At 48.2% G+C, this 17,597-nt stretch carries 21 protein-coding genes; 12 read left to right on the forward strand and 9 right to left on the reverse strand.

Annotated features, from left to right (window positions below; genetic code table 11):
• Positions 1-78: 78 nt before the first annotated feature.
• Positions 79-681, reverse strand: coding sequence for a sugar O-acetyltransferase (locus CK797_RS02255; protein ID WP_104688189.1), 603 nt, complete (start codon positions 679-681; stop codon positions 79-81).
• A 127-nt stretch (positions 682-808) separates the two neighbouring features.
• Positions 809-1,450, reverse strand: coding sequence for an SDR family oxidoreductase (locus tag CK797_RS02260; RefSeq protein WP_104688190.1), 642 nt, complete (start codon positions 1,448-1,450; stop codon positions 809-811).
• Positions 1,451-1,609: 159 nt separating this feature from the next.
• Here CK797_RS02260 and CK797_RS02265 point away from each other — a divergent pair, with 159 nt between their 5' ends.
• Both CK797_RS02265 and CK797_RS02270 read left to right on the forward strand, forming a co-directional pair.
• Positions 1,610-2,932, forward strand: coding sequence for an aminopeptidase C (locus CK797_RS02265; protein WP_104688191.1), 1,323 nt, complete (start codon positions 1,610-1,612; stop codon positions 2,930-2,932).
• A gap of 76 nt (positions 2,933-3,008) precedes the next feature.
• Positions 3,009-4,547: a multicopper oxidase family protein gene (locus CK797_RS02270; protein ID WP_104688192.1), complete on the forward strand. Its 1,539-nt coding sequence runs from the start codon at positions 3,009-3,011 to the stop codon at positions 4,545-4,547.
• Between the two features lies 1 nt (position 4,548).
• Here the strand turns inward: CK797_RS02270 and CK797_RS02275 are convergent, their stop codons facing one another.
• The gene (locus CK797_RS02275; protein WP_104688193.1) at positions 4,549-5,145 is read right to left on the reverse strand and encodes a TetR/AcrR family transcriptional regulator; all 597 of its coding nucleotides are present in this window, start codon (positions 5,143-5,145) and stop codon (positions 4,549-4,551) included.
• 148 nt (positions 5,146-5,293) lie between these two features.
• Between CK797_RS02275 and CK797_RS02280 the strand changes: the two genes are divergently transcribed.
• The 4 genes from CK797_RS02280 (at position 5,294) to CK797_RS02295 (ending at position 7,642) form a co-directional block, all read left to right on the forward strand.
• Entirely contained in the window at positions 5,294-5,974 is a 681-nt protein-coding gene (locus CK797_RS02280) for a hypothetical protein (RefSeq protein ID WP_104688194.1), read from the forward strand.
• A gap of 1 nt (position 5,975) precedes the next feature.
• Positions 5,976-6,956: an NAD-dependent protein deacetylase gene (locus tag CK797_RS02285; RefSeq protein ID WP_104688195.1), complete on the forward strand. Its 981-nt coding sequence runs from the start codon at positions 5,976-5,978 to the stop codon at positions 6,954-6,956.
• A 250-nt stretch (positions 6,957-7,206) separates the two neighbouring features.
• A complete protein-coding gene (locus CK797_RS02290) occupies positions 7,207-7,389 on the forward strand; it encodes a CsbD family protein (RefSeq protein ID WP_181049503.1) in 183 nt (60 codons plus the stop codon).
• A 4-nt stretch (positions 7,390-7,393) separates the two neighbouring features.
• The gene (locus CK797_RS02295; protein WP_104688197.1) at positions 7,394-7,642 is read left to right on the forward strand and encodes a GlsB/YeaQ/YmgE family stress response membrane protein; all 249 of its coding nucleotides are present in this window, start codon (positions 7,394-7,396) and stop codon (positions 7,640-7,642) included.
• 53 nt (positions 7,643-7,695) lie between these two features.
• Here CK797_RS02295 and CK797_RS02300 read toward each other — a convergent pair whose 3' ends face one another.
• A complete protein-coding gene (locus tag CK797_RS02300) occupies positions 7,696-8,124 on the reverse strand; it encodes an Rrf2 family transcriptional regulator (RefSeq protein ID WP_104688198.1) in 429 nt (142 codons plus the stop codon).
• A 115-nt stretch (positions 8,125-8,239) separates the two neighbouring features.
• On the opposite strand from CK797_RS02300, the gene CK797_RS02305 reads away from it, so the two are divergent.
• A complete protein-coding gene (locus CK797_RS02305; RefSeq protein ID WP_104688199.1) occupies positions 8,240-9,424 on the forward strand; it encodes an MFS transporter in 1,185 nt (394 codons plus the stop codon).
• Positions 9,425-9,475: 51 nt separating this feature from the next.
• On the opposite strand, the gene CK797_RS02310 is transcribed toward CK797_RS02305, so the two are convergent.
• A complete protein-coding gene (locus tag CK797_RS02310; RefSeq protein ID WP_104688200.1) occupies positions 9,476-9,907 on the reverse strand; it encodes a winged helix-turn-helix transcriptional regulator in 432 nt (143 codons plus the stop codon).
• A gap of 220 nt (positions 9,908-10,127) precedes the next feature.
• Between CK797_RS02310 and CK797_RS02315 the strand changes: the two genes are divergently transcribed.
• The 4 genes from CK797_RS02315 to CK797_RS02330 all read left to right on the forward strand — a co-directional run bounded on the left by CK797_RS02315 (position 10,128) and on the right by CK797_RS02330 (position 13,342).
• Entirely contained in the window at positions 10,128-10,784 is a 657-nt protein-coding gene (locus CK797_RS02315; protein ID WP_104688201.1) for an NAD(P)H-binding protein, read from the forward strand.
• A 139-nt stretch (positions 10,785-10,923) separates the two neighbouring features.
• Positions 10,924-11,805, forward strand: coding sequence for an ABC transporter ATP-binding protein (locus CK797_RS02320; RefSeq protein ID WP_104688202.1), 882 nt, complete (start codon positions 10,924-10,926; stop codon positions 11,803-11,805).
• Positions 11,802-12,560: an ABC transporter permease gene (locus CK797_RS02325; RefSeq protein WP_104688203.1), complete on the forward strand. Its 759-nt coding sequence runs from the start codon at positions 11,802-11,804 to the stop codon at positions 12,558-12,560. Before CK797_RS02320 ends, CK797_RS02325 begins: the two co-directional genes overlap by 4 nt.
• Before the next feature lie 11 nt (positions 12,561-12,571).
• Positions 12,572-13,342, forward strand: a complete 771-nt coding sequence (locus CK797_RS02330; protein ID WP_104688204.1) for an ABC transporter permease — start codon at positions 12,572-12,574, stop codon at positions 13,340-13,342.
• A 112-nt stretch (positions 13,343-13,454) separates the two neighbouring features.
• On the opposite strand, the gene CK797_RS02335 is transcribed toward CK797_RS02330, so the two are convergent.
• The 4 genes from CK797_RS02335 to CK797_RS02350 all read right to left on the reverse strand — a co-directional run bounded on the left by CK797_RS02335 (position 13,455) and on the right by CK797_RS02350 (position 16,466).
• Positions 13,455-13,907, reverse strand: coding sequence for a hypothetical protein (locus CK797_RS02335; protein WP_146085275.1), 453 nt, complete (start codon positions 13,905-13,907; stop codon positions 13,455-13,457).
• 139 nt (positions 13,908-14,046) lie between these two features.
• Positions 14,047-14,913 carry an alpha/beta hydrolase gene (locus CK797_RS02340; protein ID WP_104688206.1) on the reverse strand — a complete coding sequence of 289 codons (867 nt, stop codon included), beginning with the start codon at positions 14,911-14,913 and terminating at the stop codon, positions 14,047-14,049.
• 36 nt (positions 14,914-14,949) lie between these two features.
• Positions 14,950-15,903: an alpha/beta hydrolase gene (locus tag CK797_RS02345; RefSeq protein WP_104688207.1), complete on the reverse strand. Its 954-nt coding sequence runs from the start codon at positions 15,901-15,903 to the stop codon at positions 14,950-14,952.
• A gap of 17 nt (positions 15,904-15,920) precedes the next feature.
• On the reverse strand, positions 15,921-16,466 hold the full coding sequence (locus tag CK797_RS02350) for a DapH/DapD/GlmU-related protein (protein ID WP_104688208.1): 546 nt from the start codon (positions 16,464-16,466) through the stop codon (positions 15,921-15,923).
• Positions 16,467-16,579: 113 nt separating this feature from the next.
• On the opposite strand from CK797_RS02350, the gene CK797_RS02355 reads away from it, so the two are divergent.
• Positions 16,580-17,461 (forward strand): LysR family transcriptional regulator, encoded by an 882-nt coding sequence (locus tag CK797_RS02355; protein ID WP_104688209.1) that lies wholly within the window; start codon positions 16,580-16,582, stop codon positions 17,459-17,461.
• Positions 17,462-17,597: the final 136 nt, after the last annotated feature.

Below are 17,597 nucleotides of genomic sequence, written 5' to 3' on the forward strand. Positions count from 1 at the left end.
AGATTCGGTTTCCAAAGGAAAAATTGCAATTACACATACCAGAATAGTTGCCATCATTTGTTCTCGACTGCCCTGTTATTATGACAGCAGCTTAGGGTCGATCTTCATCTGGCCATGGTAGTACTTACGGTCGTGGTCGCTGATCGGGCGGAGTACCTTGGCGGGTACTCCCACTGCCACCACGTTAGCTGGCAGGTCCTTGGTAACGACCGCCCCGGCGCCGACCACGGTGTTATCACCGATCGTGACACCTGGCACTACCACCACGCCGGCCCCCAGCCAGCAGTTCTTGCCAATGTGGATTGGTAAGTTATACTGGTAGCCCTTCTGACGCAGCTCCGGCAGGACCGGGTGACCAGCCGAGGCCAAGGTGACGTTGGGTCCGATCATTGTATGGTCACCGATGTAGATGTAGGTGTCATCGACCGCTGTCAGGTTGAAGTTGGCGTAGACATAATCACCGAGTATGACATGCTTGCCGCCAAAGTTAGCACGGAAGGGCGGCTCAAGAAAGCAGCCTTTACCGACCTTACCGAGCATCTCCTTCAGCAGGCGTTGGCGCTTGCTGTCCTCGGTTGGCAGGGTCCGGTTGTATTCATACATCTTCAACTGAGCCTGCTTTTGGGCCTTGAGGATGGCTGGGTCCTCTGGATTGTAAATCTGCTGGTCATGAAGTCCCATGGTAAATACCCCATTTCATTAGTATTTAGGTATCATTGTAACCGATTTCTTTGGAATGGTGTCGAGGAACAGGGATGAAAATAAAAATGGCGGCTAAGGTTTCTTAACCACCATTTTTGAAACTAACTTAGACGTTCTTTACGGCGTCTGCGATCGGTGTAGTACCGCTGTGCATCATAATAACCTTGCCGATGGTGTTATCAGTGTTAAGGACATCGGCAAGTACCTGGGCCACGTCTGGAATTGGATTGGTGCGATCGTCGCCATCCCCGAAGCTGACCTTGCCGGTACCCGTTTTTTCAGTCAAAGGCCCCGGCTGGATGATTGTGTAGTCAAGGTCGGTATCCTTGATTAGGTAGTTATCGGCAAAGAATTTAGCAATGTTATAGTCGGTAATTTCTGCCAGAGCTGGATAATCAGCCCACTTTTCCGGCTGGAGAGCGTACATCGAACTCAGCATGATATAACGTTTGATTCCTGCCCGTTCAGCAGCCTGCATGGTTTTGACTGCTCCCATGGCGTCGGTCTGGAGGAGGTCCTGGCCCCGTGAGCCAGCGACGAAGTAAATTGCATTACAGCCTGCCATCAGACTGGCGAGCTTGTCGACGTCGCTATGCAGGTCGAGAGTGACAGGGTTGACCCCGGACAGCTGGACGATCTTCTCGGGATGGCGGGCTCCAGCGACCACTTCATTACCCCCGGCGACTAGGTCTTTGATCAGTGCGGTGGCCACACGTCCAGAACCACCGGCGATGAATACTTTACTCATGAAAAATGCCTCCTTTGATCTAATCATTCATTTTTATTATAACTTACAAATGGTAAGCAAGAAAGGAAAACACTTTGGCCGACGGAAAACTGTAAAGTGAGTTATGATTAATAGTGTAATAGTCAAACCTACGCATTTTTATCAAAGAAGGGATATTCAATGACGGAAGAACGTCATCTAACAAGTAAAATGGTTGCTGAATACCAGAAAGAGTTTCACGCGCGCCGGGACGCTGATGTGATTGCCCGTGCCGTTCAAAAGAATGGAATCAAAAATGCCAGTGAGGATCCGACGGCTAGTCAGCGTCTCCACCGGGCTTTCTCTTACGAGATCAAGACTGGAAAGCCATCTAATCAACGACACAGTGGTCGTTGCTGGTCATTTGCGACTCTGAACACACTCCGTCACAAGTTTGCCACGAAGTATAACTTCAAGGATTTCGAGCTATCTCAGAACTACTTATTCTTCTGGGACCGGATTGAGCGGGCCAACATGTACTTCCAAAAGATCATCGAAACGGCTAAGAAGCCACTCCACGACCGGACCGTCGACTTTTATCTCAACTTCGCCCTGAATGACGGTGGGCAGTGGGCTAACGCTGCCTCCATCGTCGAGAAATACGGGGTTGTGCCAGAATACGTAATGCCTGATACCCATAACACTAGGGATACCAGTGACGTGGCCGAGGTCATGAACTACCTGATGCGCAAGGATGCCCTTGAGTTGCGGCGGATGGTTAATGACGGTGCCGATAAAGATGAGCTGGCCAAGGCTCAGAAACGGATGATGGCCGATGTCTACAAGGTAGCTGCCTATTCCTTTGGCGAACCACCGACAAAGTTTGACCTGGAATACCGGGACGATGACAAAAAGTTCCACCAGGTACTGGATCTGACACCCCTTAAGTTCTACCGGGAGTATTTCGATACCAACCTGAATGACTATGTCGTGGTTACCAACGCGCCCGATCATGCCTATAACAAGGTTTATGCAATGCCAACCCAGGACAGCGTAGCAGGCGGTATTCCGATCAAGTTCGTCAACGTACCGTTTAAGTACTTGCAGGAGGCTGCGATGAAGCAGCTGAAGGCCGGTGAGACTGTCTGGGTCGGTAACGACGTCCTCCAGCAGATGGATCGTAAGCGGGGATTGATGGATGCTAAACTCTTCCGGCGGGCCGAGCTGCTCGACGTGGACTTTGTGATGGATAAGAAGGACCGTCTAGAATCTAAGCAGGCGATGGTCTCTCACGCCATGACTCTGACTGGCTTTGACCTGGCCAACGGCGAACCAACCCGGTGGAAGATCGAGAATAGCTGGGGCAAGGATAATGGAGCCAACGGTTACTTTGTCATGACCCAGGATTGGTTCCAGGAATATACTTACGAGGCAGTCATCAATAAGAAGTACCTTGATGATGACCTCAAGAAATTAGCAGAGTCACCGGCAGTTGACCTGACAGCTTGGGACTCATTACAATAAGCGTGACGAAGGCGGTGTAGGGGACCTCTCCGGTACCGTCTTTATTTTCTTTATTTATTTAAAGGAGGAGATCGTAATGGCAGAAGAAAAGGTTATCAATAACTACTTCTATGACGAAGCAGCTTACGATTATCACGATGGTGGCTACGTCCCATTGGTGGAACCGCAGACTCCCCAGCAGCCGTTGAACATTCCAGGGCTTTTAAAGCCGGACAAGGAAACGGCAACAGACATGTATTACACGATTGTGGCGCAGACAGGGGAGGTGCAGCTTCTGCCAGGCAAGAAGACGAAGACCTGGGGCTATAACGGTCCCCTGTTGGGTAAAACCGTGGTCTTTAAGCGGGGCAAGACTATTCACGTCCACCTCGTCAACCACTTGCCTGAAGTCACGACTTTCCACTGGCATGGCCTGGCTATCCCCGGCCCAATTGAGGATGGTGGCTGTCACGCCCCGGTTTACCCTGGTAAGAGCCGGGATGTCACCTTCAAGATCGACCAGCCGGCCGCCTTTGTTTGGCTTCATGCTCATCCGTGTCCGTCAACAGCGGAGCAGGTTTGGCACGGCCTGGCTGCTGGCGCGATTGTCCAAGACGACCACGAGGCCAGCCTGCCCCTGCCGCGTAATTACGGGGTCGATGACATCCCGATCATCCTGCAGGACCGGCGTTTCCACGAGGATAACCAGTGGGATTACCGAGCTGATTACGATCCAGACGGGGTTGCAGGGCCGACACCGATGATTAACGGGACGATCAATCCATACTTTGACGTCACTACGCAGAAAGTCCGCCTCCGCTTTCTTGACGGGGCTAACCGGCGTGAGTTCCGCCTCCACTTCAGCGACGATCTTGAATTTACCCAGATTGCTGGTGACCTGAGTCTTTTGCCGCATCCGGTTAAGATGACCAAGCTGCTGATCACCTGTGCCGAGCGGCAGGAGATCGTCGTCGACTTCGGTAAGTACAAACCAGGTGATGTGGTTACCCTGTACTCCGACAATGTACCGCTTGTACGCTTTAGGATCCATGAGTTCAAACCAGACCATACCGAAATCCCCCAGACTCTCTTCAAGACGCCGGACCCGGCGGCCGATCCAGACCTGCCCGTCCACCACGTTACCCTGGACGGGATGGACGAGTCCGTGGCGATGAACGGTAAGAAGTTCAAGATGGACCGGATTGACTACAAGATGCCACTACACAAGGTGCAGATCTGGGACATTGAGAACACTAATCCAGCGCCCGGCATGATTCACCCTTACCATATGCATGGTACCGCATTTGAGGTGATTTCCCGTGATGGCCACGCCCCGTACCCGAACGAACTCGGATTGAAGGATACTGTGGCGGTTAACCCGGGCGAGCACGTTCAGGTCAAGGTCTGGTTTAACGTGGCCGGGGTCTTTATGTACCACTGCCACATCATCGAGCATGAGGACGGCGGGATGATGGCTCAACTACAAGTTATCGATCCGGCTGATCCTGATAAGAAATATCACCTGATGAACCACATGACACTGATGAAGGCCTTTGCTGAGGAGCGGCACGTGCCAATGGACCAGCTTTGGCTTGGCGGCATGGAATCCTATAAGAAGATGGGGATGGAAATGTAGCTTAGTGGCTGAGGGCCTGATAACCACCCATGGTAAACCGGTTGAGAAGTTCAACCTGATGAAGCCACTCCTCATTCTTGTTAAAATGATTGGCGCGATTGACTGCAAAGGAGCCATGAAGAATGTATAGAAAGAGTGTTTCAGCATCCTTGGTGGAAAGACCTGTTTTCTTCTGGATTGAAGGGATCACGCTAGCTCGTTCATGAGCCATGATCCGACCGACGATGTATTCGCTCAGGTCAGGATCCAAGAGTAGTTTACGGTACTTAATAGAATTACCGACCCGTTGGCAAGCAGGAATCAATGATTCGTTCTTTTTCAGATAGTCAACGTTTAAATCTGTTTCCGCATTGGATAAATGGTGCTCGGGCATTGCTAAGAGGGCATCATCAAGAACTGCATTGAGGACGTCGGTGATACTATCAAAATGCAGGTAAAAAGTAGAGCGGCTAAGTTCGGCAAGGTGGCAGAGCTTGGTAACGGTGATTTGGGAATACGCCATTTTCTGAATCAGGTCCAAAAAGCTGTCCTTGATAAGGTTAATGGTGTAAATGGTCCGCCGATCGGTTTTCCGTGGTTGAGAATTATTAGTTGACAAAATATCACGACACTTTCTGAGATTCGTTGAGAAGTAGACAACTTTGTAGTTGTGTACTTCTCTTTTTTTATGGTTTACATTATTCTAATTTTACAAAGTTAACGACACAGTGTCTATAAATAAGCAAAGCGTTTAGGAGGAGAGACAATTGACGGCAATCAAAGCGGCTCAACAATTACTACGAACAGCAGATGCTGTATTGATTAGTGCCAGCAACGGGCTTTCCATCAGTGAAGGCTACAATATTTTTGCCAACGACACAGCTTTTCAGCGTTACTTTGGTAAGTTTGCTCAGCAATATGGGATTACCAGCATCCTTCAGGGAGCCCAGGCACTTTTACCAGCTTCCGCACACTGTGAATTTATCCATCAACTACATAAATACATGATTGATGATTATCAGGGTAGTGAAACGTTTCGGCAGTTGAAACAACTAGTTGCGGGGAAGGACTATTTTGTAATTACGTCTAATGCTGATCAGCACTTTCAGCAGAACGGCTTTGATCCACAACGCATCTGGGAAGTGGAGGGTGACTTTTTTGATGTAAAGATGCATAGCCTCGAATGGGAGACACAGCAGCGAGCTTGCCAAGACTTCATTCAACAGTATGCTGATCGACAACTTGTCCAGCTGGAACTGGGAATTGGGGCTGCTAATCAATTGATTAAGGCGCCACTAATGCGGATGGTGGCGACCCATCCCCAGTGGCGCTACGTTACGTTGAATCTTCCTGATGAAATCAGTATTTTACCGGTAATTCAGCCTCAGGCAATTGGCTTAGCAGGAGATCTCAAGCAGACATTGGCACAGTTAGTAAGGGAGAATTAGGATGAATCAATCACTATATGAACAGTTAGTCATGCAGACACAGATGAATTACTCGCAATATTACGGTGTATATGCAAATGGCGGTACGCCGGTTAAACTAACCGAACACCATCCCTTGGCTTATGATCAGCAGGTTAAAAGCTTTGCTGAAAAGGTAAAAACAGCAGATCACATAATCGTGGGTGGGGCTTCAGGATTATCCGCCGCTGGTGGTGGTGACTTTTACTATACTGCGACGCCGTCCTACCAACGGGCCTTTAAGCGGTTCTATGATAAGTATCACTTTGCGGGGGCCTTTGCCGGAATGCGGCACCACTGGAATAGTCGGGGTGAATTCTGGGGATACTTGGCTACCTTCCTGCATACGACTCTTCACGCTCCAGTTCGGGAGCCATACAAGGATCTACAGGCCATCCTTCAAGGTAAGGACTACTTCATTCTAACCACGAACCAGGACACCCAAGCAATCAAGGCTTTCCCAGAAGAAAAGGTTGCGCAGATTCAGGGGGATCATCGTTTCTTTCAATGCAGCCAGCAGTGTATGGATGACGTATGGGACGCTACAGAGAAAGTTGATGAGATGTATGACTACCTTGAGGAACATGATACAACGATAATTCCGGATGATATGATTCCACGTTGTCCACATTGCGGGGCCGAAGCTTTTCCATGGGTCCGCGGTTACGGGAATTTTCTGGAAGGGAGCCGGTATCAAGAACAGTATCAAAAGATTTCTGATGACATTGAGGAGCATCTTCATGACCAACATCTGCTATTTCTCGAACTAGGGGTTGGTCGAATGACCCCGATGTTTATCCAGGAGCCTTTCTGGGCCCTTACCAATAACCTCGCGGGGGCCTACGACGTGATGATTAACCGGGACTACCAGTTCCTCCCGCAGCAAATTGAGGACAAGGGCATCGCGATCAAGGGGGATATTGCAAAGGTCTTAAAGGATGTCCGTCAACAACTAAATTATTAACTTAAAGTGGAATGGTTGAACTGATCATTCCGCTTTTATTGTTCATCCGTCTCTTGATCGTCTCTTTTGTTCTTAAGATTAAATAATAAGGTTAAGCTAACCATAAGACAGCGTTATTAAGATTGCTATCCCAATGGTAACTGCTAGAATTAGAGACAAGCAATATCACTAGTCAAGAATTAAGGAAGGGAGGATCGTTATCATCGAGCTGTCAGTTACTAAGTATTTAATAATAGAAAGGCTGATGTGCATGGTTAGCGATAAACACGGATTAAAAGATCGCGTGGTCGGAACCTTTAAGGAGTTAAAGGGTAAGGCGACGAACGATAAAACAGAGGAAATGGTCGGTAAACTCCGTAAGGCCAAGGGTAAGATTAAAGACAAGGCTCGGGACTTGAAGGACGACTTAGACAAGAAGAAAAAGGAGGCGTAGTATTATGCATTGGTTATGGGTATTAATTGTTGGTGGAATTATCGGTTTGATTGCTGGTGCCATTACCCATCGGGGTGGCTCCATGGGCGTTATCAGCAACGTGATTGCCGGTTTAGTCGGTTCGTTAGTTGGTGAAGCAATTTTGGGATCCTGGGGTCCACAAGTTGCTGGAATGGCGATTGTTCCATCGGTGATTGGAGCGGTGATTCTAGTATTGATCGTTTCGATGATCTTCGGAATTCGTCGGACCTGAATAATTAGAAAAAATAACACCAAGAGGCACTTCAACTTCGATGCTTCTTGGTGTTATTTTGTATGGTTATACTGTTTGATCTGTTGGACAACATCGGCGAGGGTGATCGCCCGCATTCGTTGGAAGGCGGCTGCCTGAATTTCTTGGTAATAGGTACTGAGAACCGGCTGGATAGCCCTGCCGACCTGACACTGGGGGTTGGTGGCTGGATCGACGTGCAAGAGATCGTGGTCCATCTGGATGGCCCGGTAGATTTCTAGCAGGGTAATTGTTTTGGGCTGCCGAGCCAGGGTTGGTTCGGGTCGGCCTGGCTGGGTGACCAGCAGTCCCGCCTGGCGGAGATCAGCCATCAATTTCCGGATGGCGCTTGGGTTGGCCTCGATACTATTGGCAATCGCTTTACTCGACCGATCCCCGTCGCAATTGATGACTAGGTAGGCCAGCAGGTGAATGGCATCACTGAATTTGTAGGAATATCTCATAATGCCTTTATTTTAGTCAGTTCTTCGGGGCGAAACAAGCACTTTTAACTGATCAAGAGTTAGTTTCACATGAAACACGCGGTATAATAAATAAATAGATGGAAGATGATATTCAATGACCAAATCCAAAAATAGGGAGAGGGTATACTCCAAGGACGTCATCCTGGTCATGGCGGCCTCCTTCTTCTTTATGTTTAGCAATATGTACTGCAACCCGTTGATTAATGGTTACGCCCAGAAGCTCGGGGCCAGTAGCGCCTTTGCTGGGATCATTGTTGGTATGATGAGCATCGTGGCGATGTTCCTTCGGCCGGTTGCTGGCAACCTTACCGATCGGTTTTCAAAGTACCAGCTATCCTTTATCGGTGGGGCGCTCAGCTTCATCGGGGTATTGGGCTACGTGCTCACGCCTAACAGCGGCCTGCTTCTGTTGTTTCGCCTAATTAATGGTACTGGCTACGTGCTATGCACAGTTTGCATGACCACCTGGCTCTCGTACCTGGTGCCATTTTCTCATGTTGGTGAGGCAATGAGCTTTTACGGGATTATGAACGCCCTAGCAATGGCCTTTGCACCAGCGGTCTCAATCAACCTTTACCGAGTGATCGGCTATCGGGAGGCGATTATTCTCTCGGCCTTGTCTGCTCTCATGATGGTGGTGACAATCCAGTTTGTCGGCAATCGGGCAAAACCTGTTGTTCGAAAGCATACCGCGAGTCAGCATCGCTTTAAGATCATCCAGCGAGATTCAATCCCGGTGGCTTGCCTGGTTGCCCTGTTTGCCATCCCGTACTTTGCTACCCAGGCGGACATCGTCACGTACACAGAACAGCGGAACCTACCGATCGCCGTTGGGGCATACTTTTTGATATACGCCGCTGTCCTGTTGTTGATCCGGCTGTTCCTGCGTAATCAGTTTGATACCGTTCGTTTTGGCCCGTGGCTGATCACCAGTACGGTTGCCACGGCCTTCTATTTGGTAATGCTGACGATTATGCGGACCAACTGGGAGATGGCCCTGGCGGCTGCCGGGATGGCGTTTGGCTACGGAATTATCTATTCAGTCTGTCAATCGACGGCGATGATGCTGGCACCGCAGGAAGAACGCGGACTGGCAAGTTCCACCTTTTTCCTTGGGTTGGACGTCGGAATGTCGCTGGGACCGATCATTGGCGGTTTCATCGATAGTACAGTACCGGAGAAGTATTTCTACCCGGTCATGCTAGTGATTATCCCGTTAGTTCTCTTGATCTACCTTGCCAACCGGCAGAAACTGAATCACGCAATTGACCAACACTAAAAATTAAAAATACCACCCGATAAATTTACGGATTTATCGGGTGATATTTTCTTACTTCTTGACGATCTCTTGCCGCCAGTGGTGGAGGTGCTTCTTGGTAATGACGCAGAGCCCATCGTCCCCGGCTTGCTTCATAGCATCGGTACACATAATCGAGATACCGGGAGTTTGAACGGCCCTTTCCTCGCCCCAGTAGTTAAGATAGCGAAGGGCGGCGTAGAGGTTCTCACCCTCGGTCGTCAGCCGGTACTCAACGTGGGGTGGGATGGTGTTGAAGCTCTTTCGGGCGACGATCCCGGCATTGGTCAACTCCCGCAGCTGGTCACTGAGTACCTTGTAAGAAGTACCCAGCTGCTTAACCAGTTCTCCGGTTCGCCGGGGATGACCTGCCAGCAGGTAGAGGATCACGGATTTCCACTTACCGCCGATGATCGTAAGAGCGTAATCGGCGCCAGTATTAAATAGCTTGTCCTGTCGGTTCATTGCAATGCTCCTTTCGCAATTCTTTCTAAAATTAATTATAACGCTAGGGTGAAGTCGAGGCTGGGTTAGTAAAAATTTTAATCGCCAACTAGCGGCGGAGAGTAACTAAATCTTACCTGCTAGTAACTATCTTACTATGAAGTGCTTACTTTTAATAAGCGTAGTTCCTGCCTATACTGGGAAGCGTAAGGATATAGCTAATCAAGAGGGAGGAACCATAATGACAAAGCAAATCTTAATTCTTGGTGCTACCGGCCAGATCGCCGGCCACGCCATTAAGGCCCTGTTGGAGAACAGTAACGATCATCTTTTGCTCTTCACCCGGCACCCGCAGCATCTCACCAATATCAATGAGGACCGGACGACTGTGATCAAGGGCGACACGCTGAAACCGGGCGAACTTGATGCGGCCGTGGCCCAGGCTGATGCAGTTTATGCCAACTTGCGGAACCCAGAGATCGCCCAACAGGCCCGTAATATCGTCCAGGCAATGTATAAGTGCGGGGTCAAGCAGCTGGTCTGGATTTCCTCGATTGGGATTTACGATGAGGTCCCTGGTAAGTTTGGCGAATGGAACAATGCCGAACTCGGGGGTGGTCAGACGGATAGCTACCTGGGAACTTACCGACAGGCAGCTGACGTGGTTACCAATTCTGACCTGGACTACACGATCATTCGGCCGGCCTGGCTGACCAACAAGGACGAGGTTGACTACGAGACGACTGAACGGGGGCAGAGCTTCAAAGGGACCGAAGTTTCGCGGAAGTCGATCGGCAACTTTGTGGCCAAGATACTCGAAAATCCGGTATTGTATGCACGTAAGGACTTTGGAGTCGACAAGCCTGGCACCGATGGTGATAAGCCGGCTTGGTATTAATAAGTGATGATCCAATTAAGTAGGTATGCCATGGCTGGTATACCTACTTTTTTAAAATTGTTGACGTTTTCAAAGTGGGATAAAATTGAAGTGAAGGACCTTACAGACGGGATGGAGACTCAATTTGGGGGTAATAACGATGCTTGATGTTAAAAATATAAACGTATATTACGGCCGCAGGAAGGTTATCAAAGATGCCTCGTTTCAGATTGCTCCGGGTGAAATTGTCGGATTAATTGGGCCAAACGGTGCCGGGAAAACAACAATCATGAAAACCTTATTAGGCTTAACAAAATTTACCGGTACAATTACATTTGACAATCACCAAATTACCGCTAAAGATCATAAGATTCTCCAGCGTGTTGGGGCATTAATTGAAAATCCAGCGATCTATCCTTTCTTATCCGGTAAAGAAAACATGGAGTTATATTCTAAGGATAGGGAAGATATGCAGAAGCTGATAACACGGCTTGAAATGGATTCTTATATTAATCGATTAGCTAGGTCATATTCAATTGGTATGAAGCAAAAATTGGGGATTGCGCTAGCACTTTTAAATGATCCAGAGCTTGTGATCCTTGACGAACCAATGAATGGACTTGATATTGAGGCCACTATTTCGATCCGTAAGATTATTCATGAATACGCCAATCGAGGAACAGCCTTTCTAATTTCTAGTCATGTCTTGAGTGAACTTCAAAAGGTAATGACGTCGGTTCTGATTTTGAATCATCAGGAAATTATTATGGATGTCCCAATTGATAAGTTTAAGAATGCTAAAGTCACGCATGATCAATTGCAAACAACTGATATGGCCGGGACTAGGGAGCTGTTGACGACGCACCAACTCGCTTTTCAGGAGCAAGATGGGGCGCTCGTTATTAATGCTAGTGATGCTGATGAAATCCAACGGCTGCTGTATCAAAACGGAATTACGCTTCAAATGCTTATGCCGATAAGAAAAACTTTTGAGCAGGCAATTATCGAAATCTTGAAGGAGAAACGGGGGGACAAAAAATGAATACAAATCTTGCCCATGAGTTTTATAAGATGACTCACCAACGTTCCTCCTGGTGGGTAGTCCCCGTTTTACTCGGCTTAATGCTCTACTCATCAACGCCCACTGCCTACATTACTAAAGGATTAGTTGCTCAAGGATTCGGGGCTGGGCAATGGACGATTATTATTATGATTGCCCTTAGTGCTAATTTTGTCACGATGGAGTATCGGAATAATACCATGACGACGCTATTGTACAAAAGTCCTAACCGTCAGATAGTTTTTTTCACTAAGTTAATCGTTTTGTTATTGTATGGTTTGTTCCTTTTGCTAATCAGTTTTTTATTTGCACTTGGTCTCAAGCTGCTACTGGTAAATAACCGATTTTCATGGGAAGCAGACTTTCATCAGCATACCTTGATTAATGCCCTAATCATCAATCTGACCGGAGTAGGAATATACTTGCTTTTTACGATTACCCTTTCACTGCTGTTGGTTTCATTGGTTAAATCGAATGCAACAGTGATTATTATCGGACTATTTATTGGCTTCTTAGGGGCTAATATTTCGGGTGTCATGATGCAAGCATTTCCTGGATTAGAATCCGTGATTGCCTGGAACCCACTTAATATGATCAATGTTATTACTCAGCTATCCAACAGAAGTGTTATGAAGCTAACAATGCTTAGTAATGATGAACTGATTATTGGCAACTTGATCTATGCAGTTATTTTTCTTGTGGCAGGGCTATGGGCCTTTAAGAAGCGCAACCAATAGGGGGAATTTGTATGTATACTGAGTTAAGGCAGGAACTATACAAGCTGAGCCATCGGAAGCTGCCATGGCTAATTATTATCTTTATGGTTGCCCTAATGGTTATTATTGGTCTTGCGATGGGGCGGACCTATAGTAATCTCTTAGTAATGACTTGTTATGACTCTAGTATGGTAATCATGCTCTTGTTAGTGATTGTTGGGTCGACCATCTTTTCAATGGAGTTTCAAAACGAAACGATCATTCCACTCATCTATCGTAGTCGCGGTCGGGGGAGTGTTTTCTTTGCTAAATTTGTGACCTTATTTTTATATGATGTAATCTTGCACATTATCGCGATAATGGTCACCTTCTTATTGAACATTGTCCCCATTATCAACAACCCAGTTTCTTGGACAGCAATTTATAAGTACCATCAACCGTTAGTGATTAATATGTTAGCGACCACGGGTGTAGACTTGGTAACATCATCTCTGATTATTAGTTTAATTTGTTTGTCATCGTGTTTAATCAATTCTAATACGGTCGTAATTGCCATTAACGCGCTCATTATCTTCATGGGGAGTGGTCTTTCGTCAAACTTGTTGCTAGCTAATGTCGGTCCAAGCCGGATTATTCGTTGGAACCCATTTAACATGCTCAATCTGACAACCCAATACTATAATTATGCGACCTACCACATCACTTCAATGCTTTCCAATAGTCAGCTCTTACTGGGAACGATCTGTTACGTGATTATTTTCACCCTGTTAGCATATTGGTGTTTTCAACGTAAACATTTTTGAAATATAAACTTGAAGCGGCTAAAAATGAAGGCATCAAAAATGCAAAGATGCTAGTAACTTTATTGATTAAAACGAAACGTGAGCAGGTAACCCTATGGCTACCTCGCTCACGTTACTTTTTGATCTGATATTTAGTCGCTGCTGGCTTGAACTGAATTGTCTGATACTTGGCCGTGTCTGGGAGGATAACAGTGAATTCGCCTGCCGCCCCAGTATGGATTCGCCCGGTGGTTGCCTTGGGGATCAATCGATTCTGGATCCGGACCCGCTGACCGGGCCGGATAACAAAGCCGGTCTTGCTGGCCGCGTGGTTGAGCGCCCGGTGGTTGGTCAGGTAGTGGCGGATACGGCGTGGGGCCTGTCGTTGTATTGTTGTAGCCCGGTCATCGACGATCGGGTTGCCCACCGCATCGATATCTTCGACGTCTACGTAGACAACGTGTCCCCGGTGGTTGAAGATCGCAAACTGGTGCTTGGTCTGGTAAGCTCCGGCATTGATGTAAGTAACCTGGTAGACGCGGTTACGGGGCTGATGGAAACCAGCTGCCTGGATTGGAGTATTCATTGCTACCCCAAAGATCACCACAATAATTAATATGAATTTTCGTAAATACGGCACTGCTTGCCACCTCCGTTCTCATTTATTTTAACAGACCGGCGGAGCAGTAAAAACCGTCGGCTAATCAGGCTGACGGTTTTTGCTTTCATTTATGCCACAGGAAGTTGATCAGTTCCCGGTTAACCTGTGAATTGTTATGAAGCTTGCTGTGCTGAGCGTTAGCACCCTTAATTTCTACTTCTTGGTAGGACTTGGCTCGGCCATTGATGATGTATTTCAGCGTTTTGGCAGAATTAACGGGGACATCACCATCGGAGTGAGAGCCATCTTTCTTATCGCCGTAAATATTCAGGACCCGGGTATTGGTCGGGAATGTCTTTCGCAAGGTCATTAGCGGCTTGATGGTTGCGTCCTTGCGCTGCGGCTCCCCAGTCTGCTGGTTGATTGGACTTTCCGCTGTTTTCTGTCCAATTAGGCCATTATAATGACCAGCGATGGCGACAAGGTGGGCAATTCGAGGCAGGTTAGGGTCACCGTTGTTGTCGTTGATGTAGTTGATGATCTCCAAGTTCCCCATTGAATGACCGACCAGGTTGATCGCCCGGTAGTGATGTTGACGTTCAAGGGCCAGAACAACGTTTTTGACGTAAGTAGCGCCGTGCTTATAACCGGCCGGATAATTGCTCGTATAACCCCTGAGCTTGTTATCGGCAAGGTTGACTTCGACGATTGGGTTGATCGCGTGGGCGGGAATGGCTTCGTTAAAAGTAACCTTCCCCTGACGATCGACATTGGCGCGGACGATAGTGTTGGTGACCCCAGCGTGCTTGGCGGCGTTAGCCATCTTCTCCTCGGCATGGGCACTGCTGCCCCAGCCGTGGACGAAGATGGTTGGGGTATCGGACTGGACAAACTGCTTAGCGGCCTGAGCCCGGTGCCAGACATTGTAAGTGATGATCGCAATGATACCGATGATGATAACACCCACGATCGAAATGGTACGACGGTGCATGCTGACACTCCTTTTTATTTAGCATTTTAGCCCAATTTATAGATTTTGCTTAAAAAAGTCTTCCAGTTTATCAAATGGGATCTTATCAACCCGGTCGTAGAGGTCAATATGCTCACAATCTTTGACAATGTACTTTTCCTTTGGTTCTTGAGCCAGATTATAGGCTCGTTCAGAGAAAGCGCGGGAGTGGGCACGGTCACCAAAAATAAAGAGGATTGGCCGCGGGGTAATCTCATCGATGTAATCTAGGGCAGAGAACTGCATCATGGCCATGTTTGAAGTGGTTGTAAAGTTGCCGCGAGCGTTGGGGTGGAAGCCGCGTGGGACAGCGTAGAAACGTAACCATTCTTTACTGATTGGGTCAGTATCCGGCAGGACATCAACGTTTGGATACGGTTTGGTTGGAAAAGATGGCTTATATTCTGGCTGGCCGTTGGCGTAGTCATTCCACCGCTGTTCGGCCAGGTTCTTCTTCATTTTATCGAGCTGATCCTTAGATAGGTTCATCATCCCACGGATATCAGTAATGTCATACATTGATGTTGTTGCTACCGCCTTAATTCGCGGGTCCACGGCTGCGGCGGCCAAGGAAAAGCCGCCAGAGCCGCAAATGCCGATGACACCGATCATTTCTCGGTCGACGAATGGAACTTGGGTGCCGAGGTAGTCGACCGCGGCGCTAAACGATTCTGCAAAGAGGCCTGGTGAAGAAACGTGGCGGGGTTCACCAGTGGATTCGCCCATGTTGGTTTGATCAAAGGTGAGAACCACGAAGCCGCGCTGAGCAAGCTCGTTGGCATAGACAGCTGGCCCTTGTTCTTTTACACCGCCGTACGGGGCACCAACAATCAAGGCTGGGCGTTGCTGGTGCTGATCAATATTTTTGGTGTAATAAAGATCACCAGCGAGGGTGGTATTATAGCGATTATGGAACTTGATATGGTCGCGTTGAATATGGTTGTTTAATTCTGTGATGTATCCGTATGCCATAGTTGATTCCTCCTAAGTTAATGGTTATTGTGCTTGATAGTTTTGACGACTCGAGCGGGAATTCCTGCCACGACGGTATTAGCAGGAACGTTTCTGGTAACTACCGCGCCAGCCGCCACGACGGCATTTTCGCCGACCGTGACTCCCGGTAGAATAGTGGCATTAGTGCCAATCCAGGCATTGCGGTGAATGTAAACCGGCTTGAGTTCGACTCCGCGCCGTTGATCAGGATCAAGGGGATGGTTAACCGAGATCAAGTTTGCATTGGGGCCGATCAGAACATCGTCGGCTAGGTAGATACCGCCAAGGTCGGTGAAAGTTACGCCGCTATTGATGAAGATACGTTTGCCGAGGTGAATGTTTCTGCCGTAATCGGTGTAGAAAGGCAGACGAATCTCCACAGATGGATCCACAACCTGCTGGGTCAGCTGAGCGACCATCTTCCGGATGTTGTTTGGTGAATGGACGCCGGTGTTGAGCTCCTGCACCAACTTTTGATTATGCACGATAATTTCTTCTAGATCGGCGAGATGCTGGGGATCTAACGATTTGGTTGCTGTCATGCGATACCTCCTGACTGATTTGTTGATTTTATTGTAATGGGTTAGAATTATAATGTTAAATACTTATATTAAATGCATAACTATAACTAAATATTATATTAGGAGATAGTAACATGAATATTCGAATACTGCGTTATTTTATTGAGATCGTTCGCGAAGGAAATATCTCGAGTGCGGCTCATCGCCTTCACATATCTCAGCCGGCTTTGTCGCGGCAGATCATGGATCTTGAGACGACTCTCGGCGTGACCTTGTTTGAGCGAGGACATCGCCAGATCAAGTTGACCCAGGAGGGCTATTACCTCTTTGAACGGGCCCAGGAGATCACCGCCCTGGTTGATAAGACCGCTTACCACCTCCAAGCCAACGAGGTAGTCAGCGGTACTTTGGATATTGGTGCTGGGGAGAGCGGGGCTTTGATGCCCCTAATGGATGTTGTCGCGCAGGTCCTTCGTGACTATCCAGAGGTAAAAGTTAACCTAGTGAGTGGGGACGCGACGATGATTCGTCGTCAGGTTGACCAAGGGAGCCTCGAGTTCGGGGTAGTGATGGGCCACGAGAACCTGGTGAACTATGACTCGCTGACCCTTCCGGCTGTTAACCGGTGGGGGATCCTGTTACGCAAAGATGCGCCCCTAGCAGTCAAGGATGCGATCACACCGCGTGACCTGCTAGGCCACCCTTTGTTAGCGTCGGCCCAGTCCAAGCTTCAAGATACCTTCCGCGATTGGGCCGGTGATTTGATTAACCAATATAATTTTGTCGGCAATTACAACCTTCTCTATAACGCTGAACTCCTGGTCAAGACCGATGCCTGCCTGGCCCTGGCCTATGACGGCATTGCCAACCTCTATGACCAGGGGCTGGTCTTTCGGCCCCTTACTCCCGCAGTCACGGACGCCAATACCTTGATCTGGAATAGGGATCACCAACTACCCAACGTCGGCAGGCTTTTTCTTGAGTTACTCCGGAAACGGCTTGGTGCAGTCGACTGAGGAGCAGATAGCCCTGATGGTCATACGGTTGCTCGTCACTATAATCTTAGCCCGGGCGATCTCGCGGACTGCTGGGTAGTTAGCCTGGCTCAAGACGGTTACGGATAATTTAAAATAAGAAAATCGACTCACCCTG

The sequence above is a fragment of the Limosilactobacillus pontis genome (assembly GCF_002940945.1).
GTDB classification, from domain to species: domain Bacteria; phylum Bacillota; class Bacilli; order Lactobacillales; family Lactobacillaceae; genus Limosilactobacillus; species Limosilactobacillus pontis_A.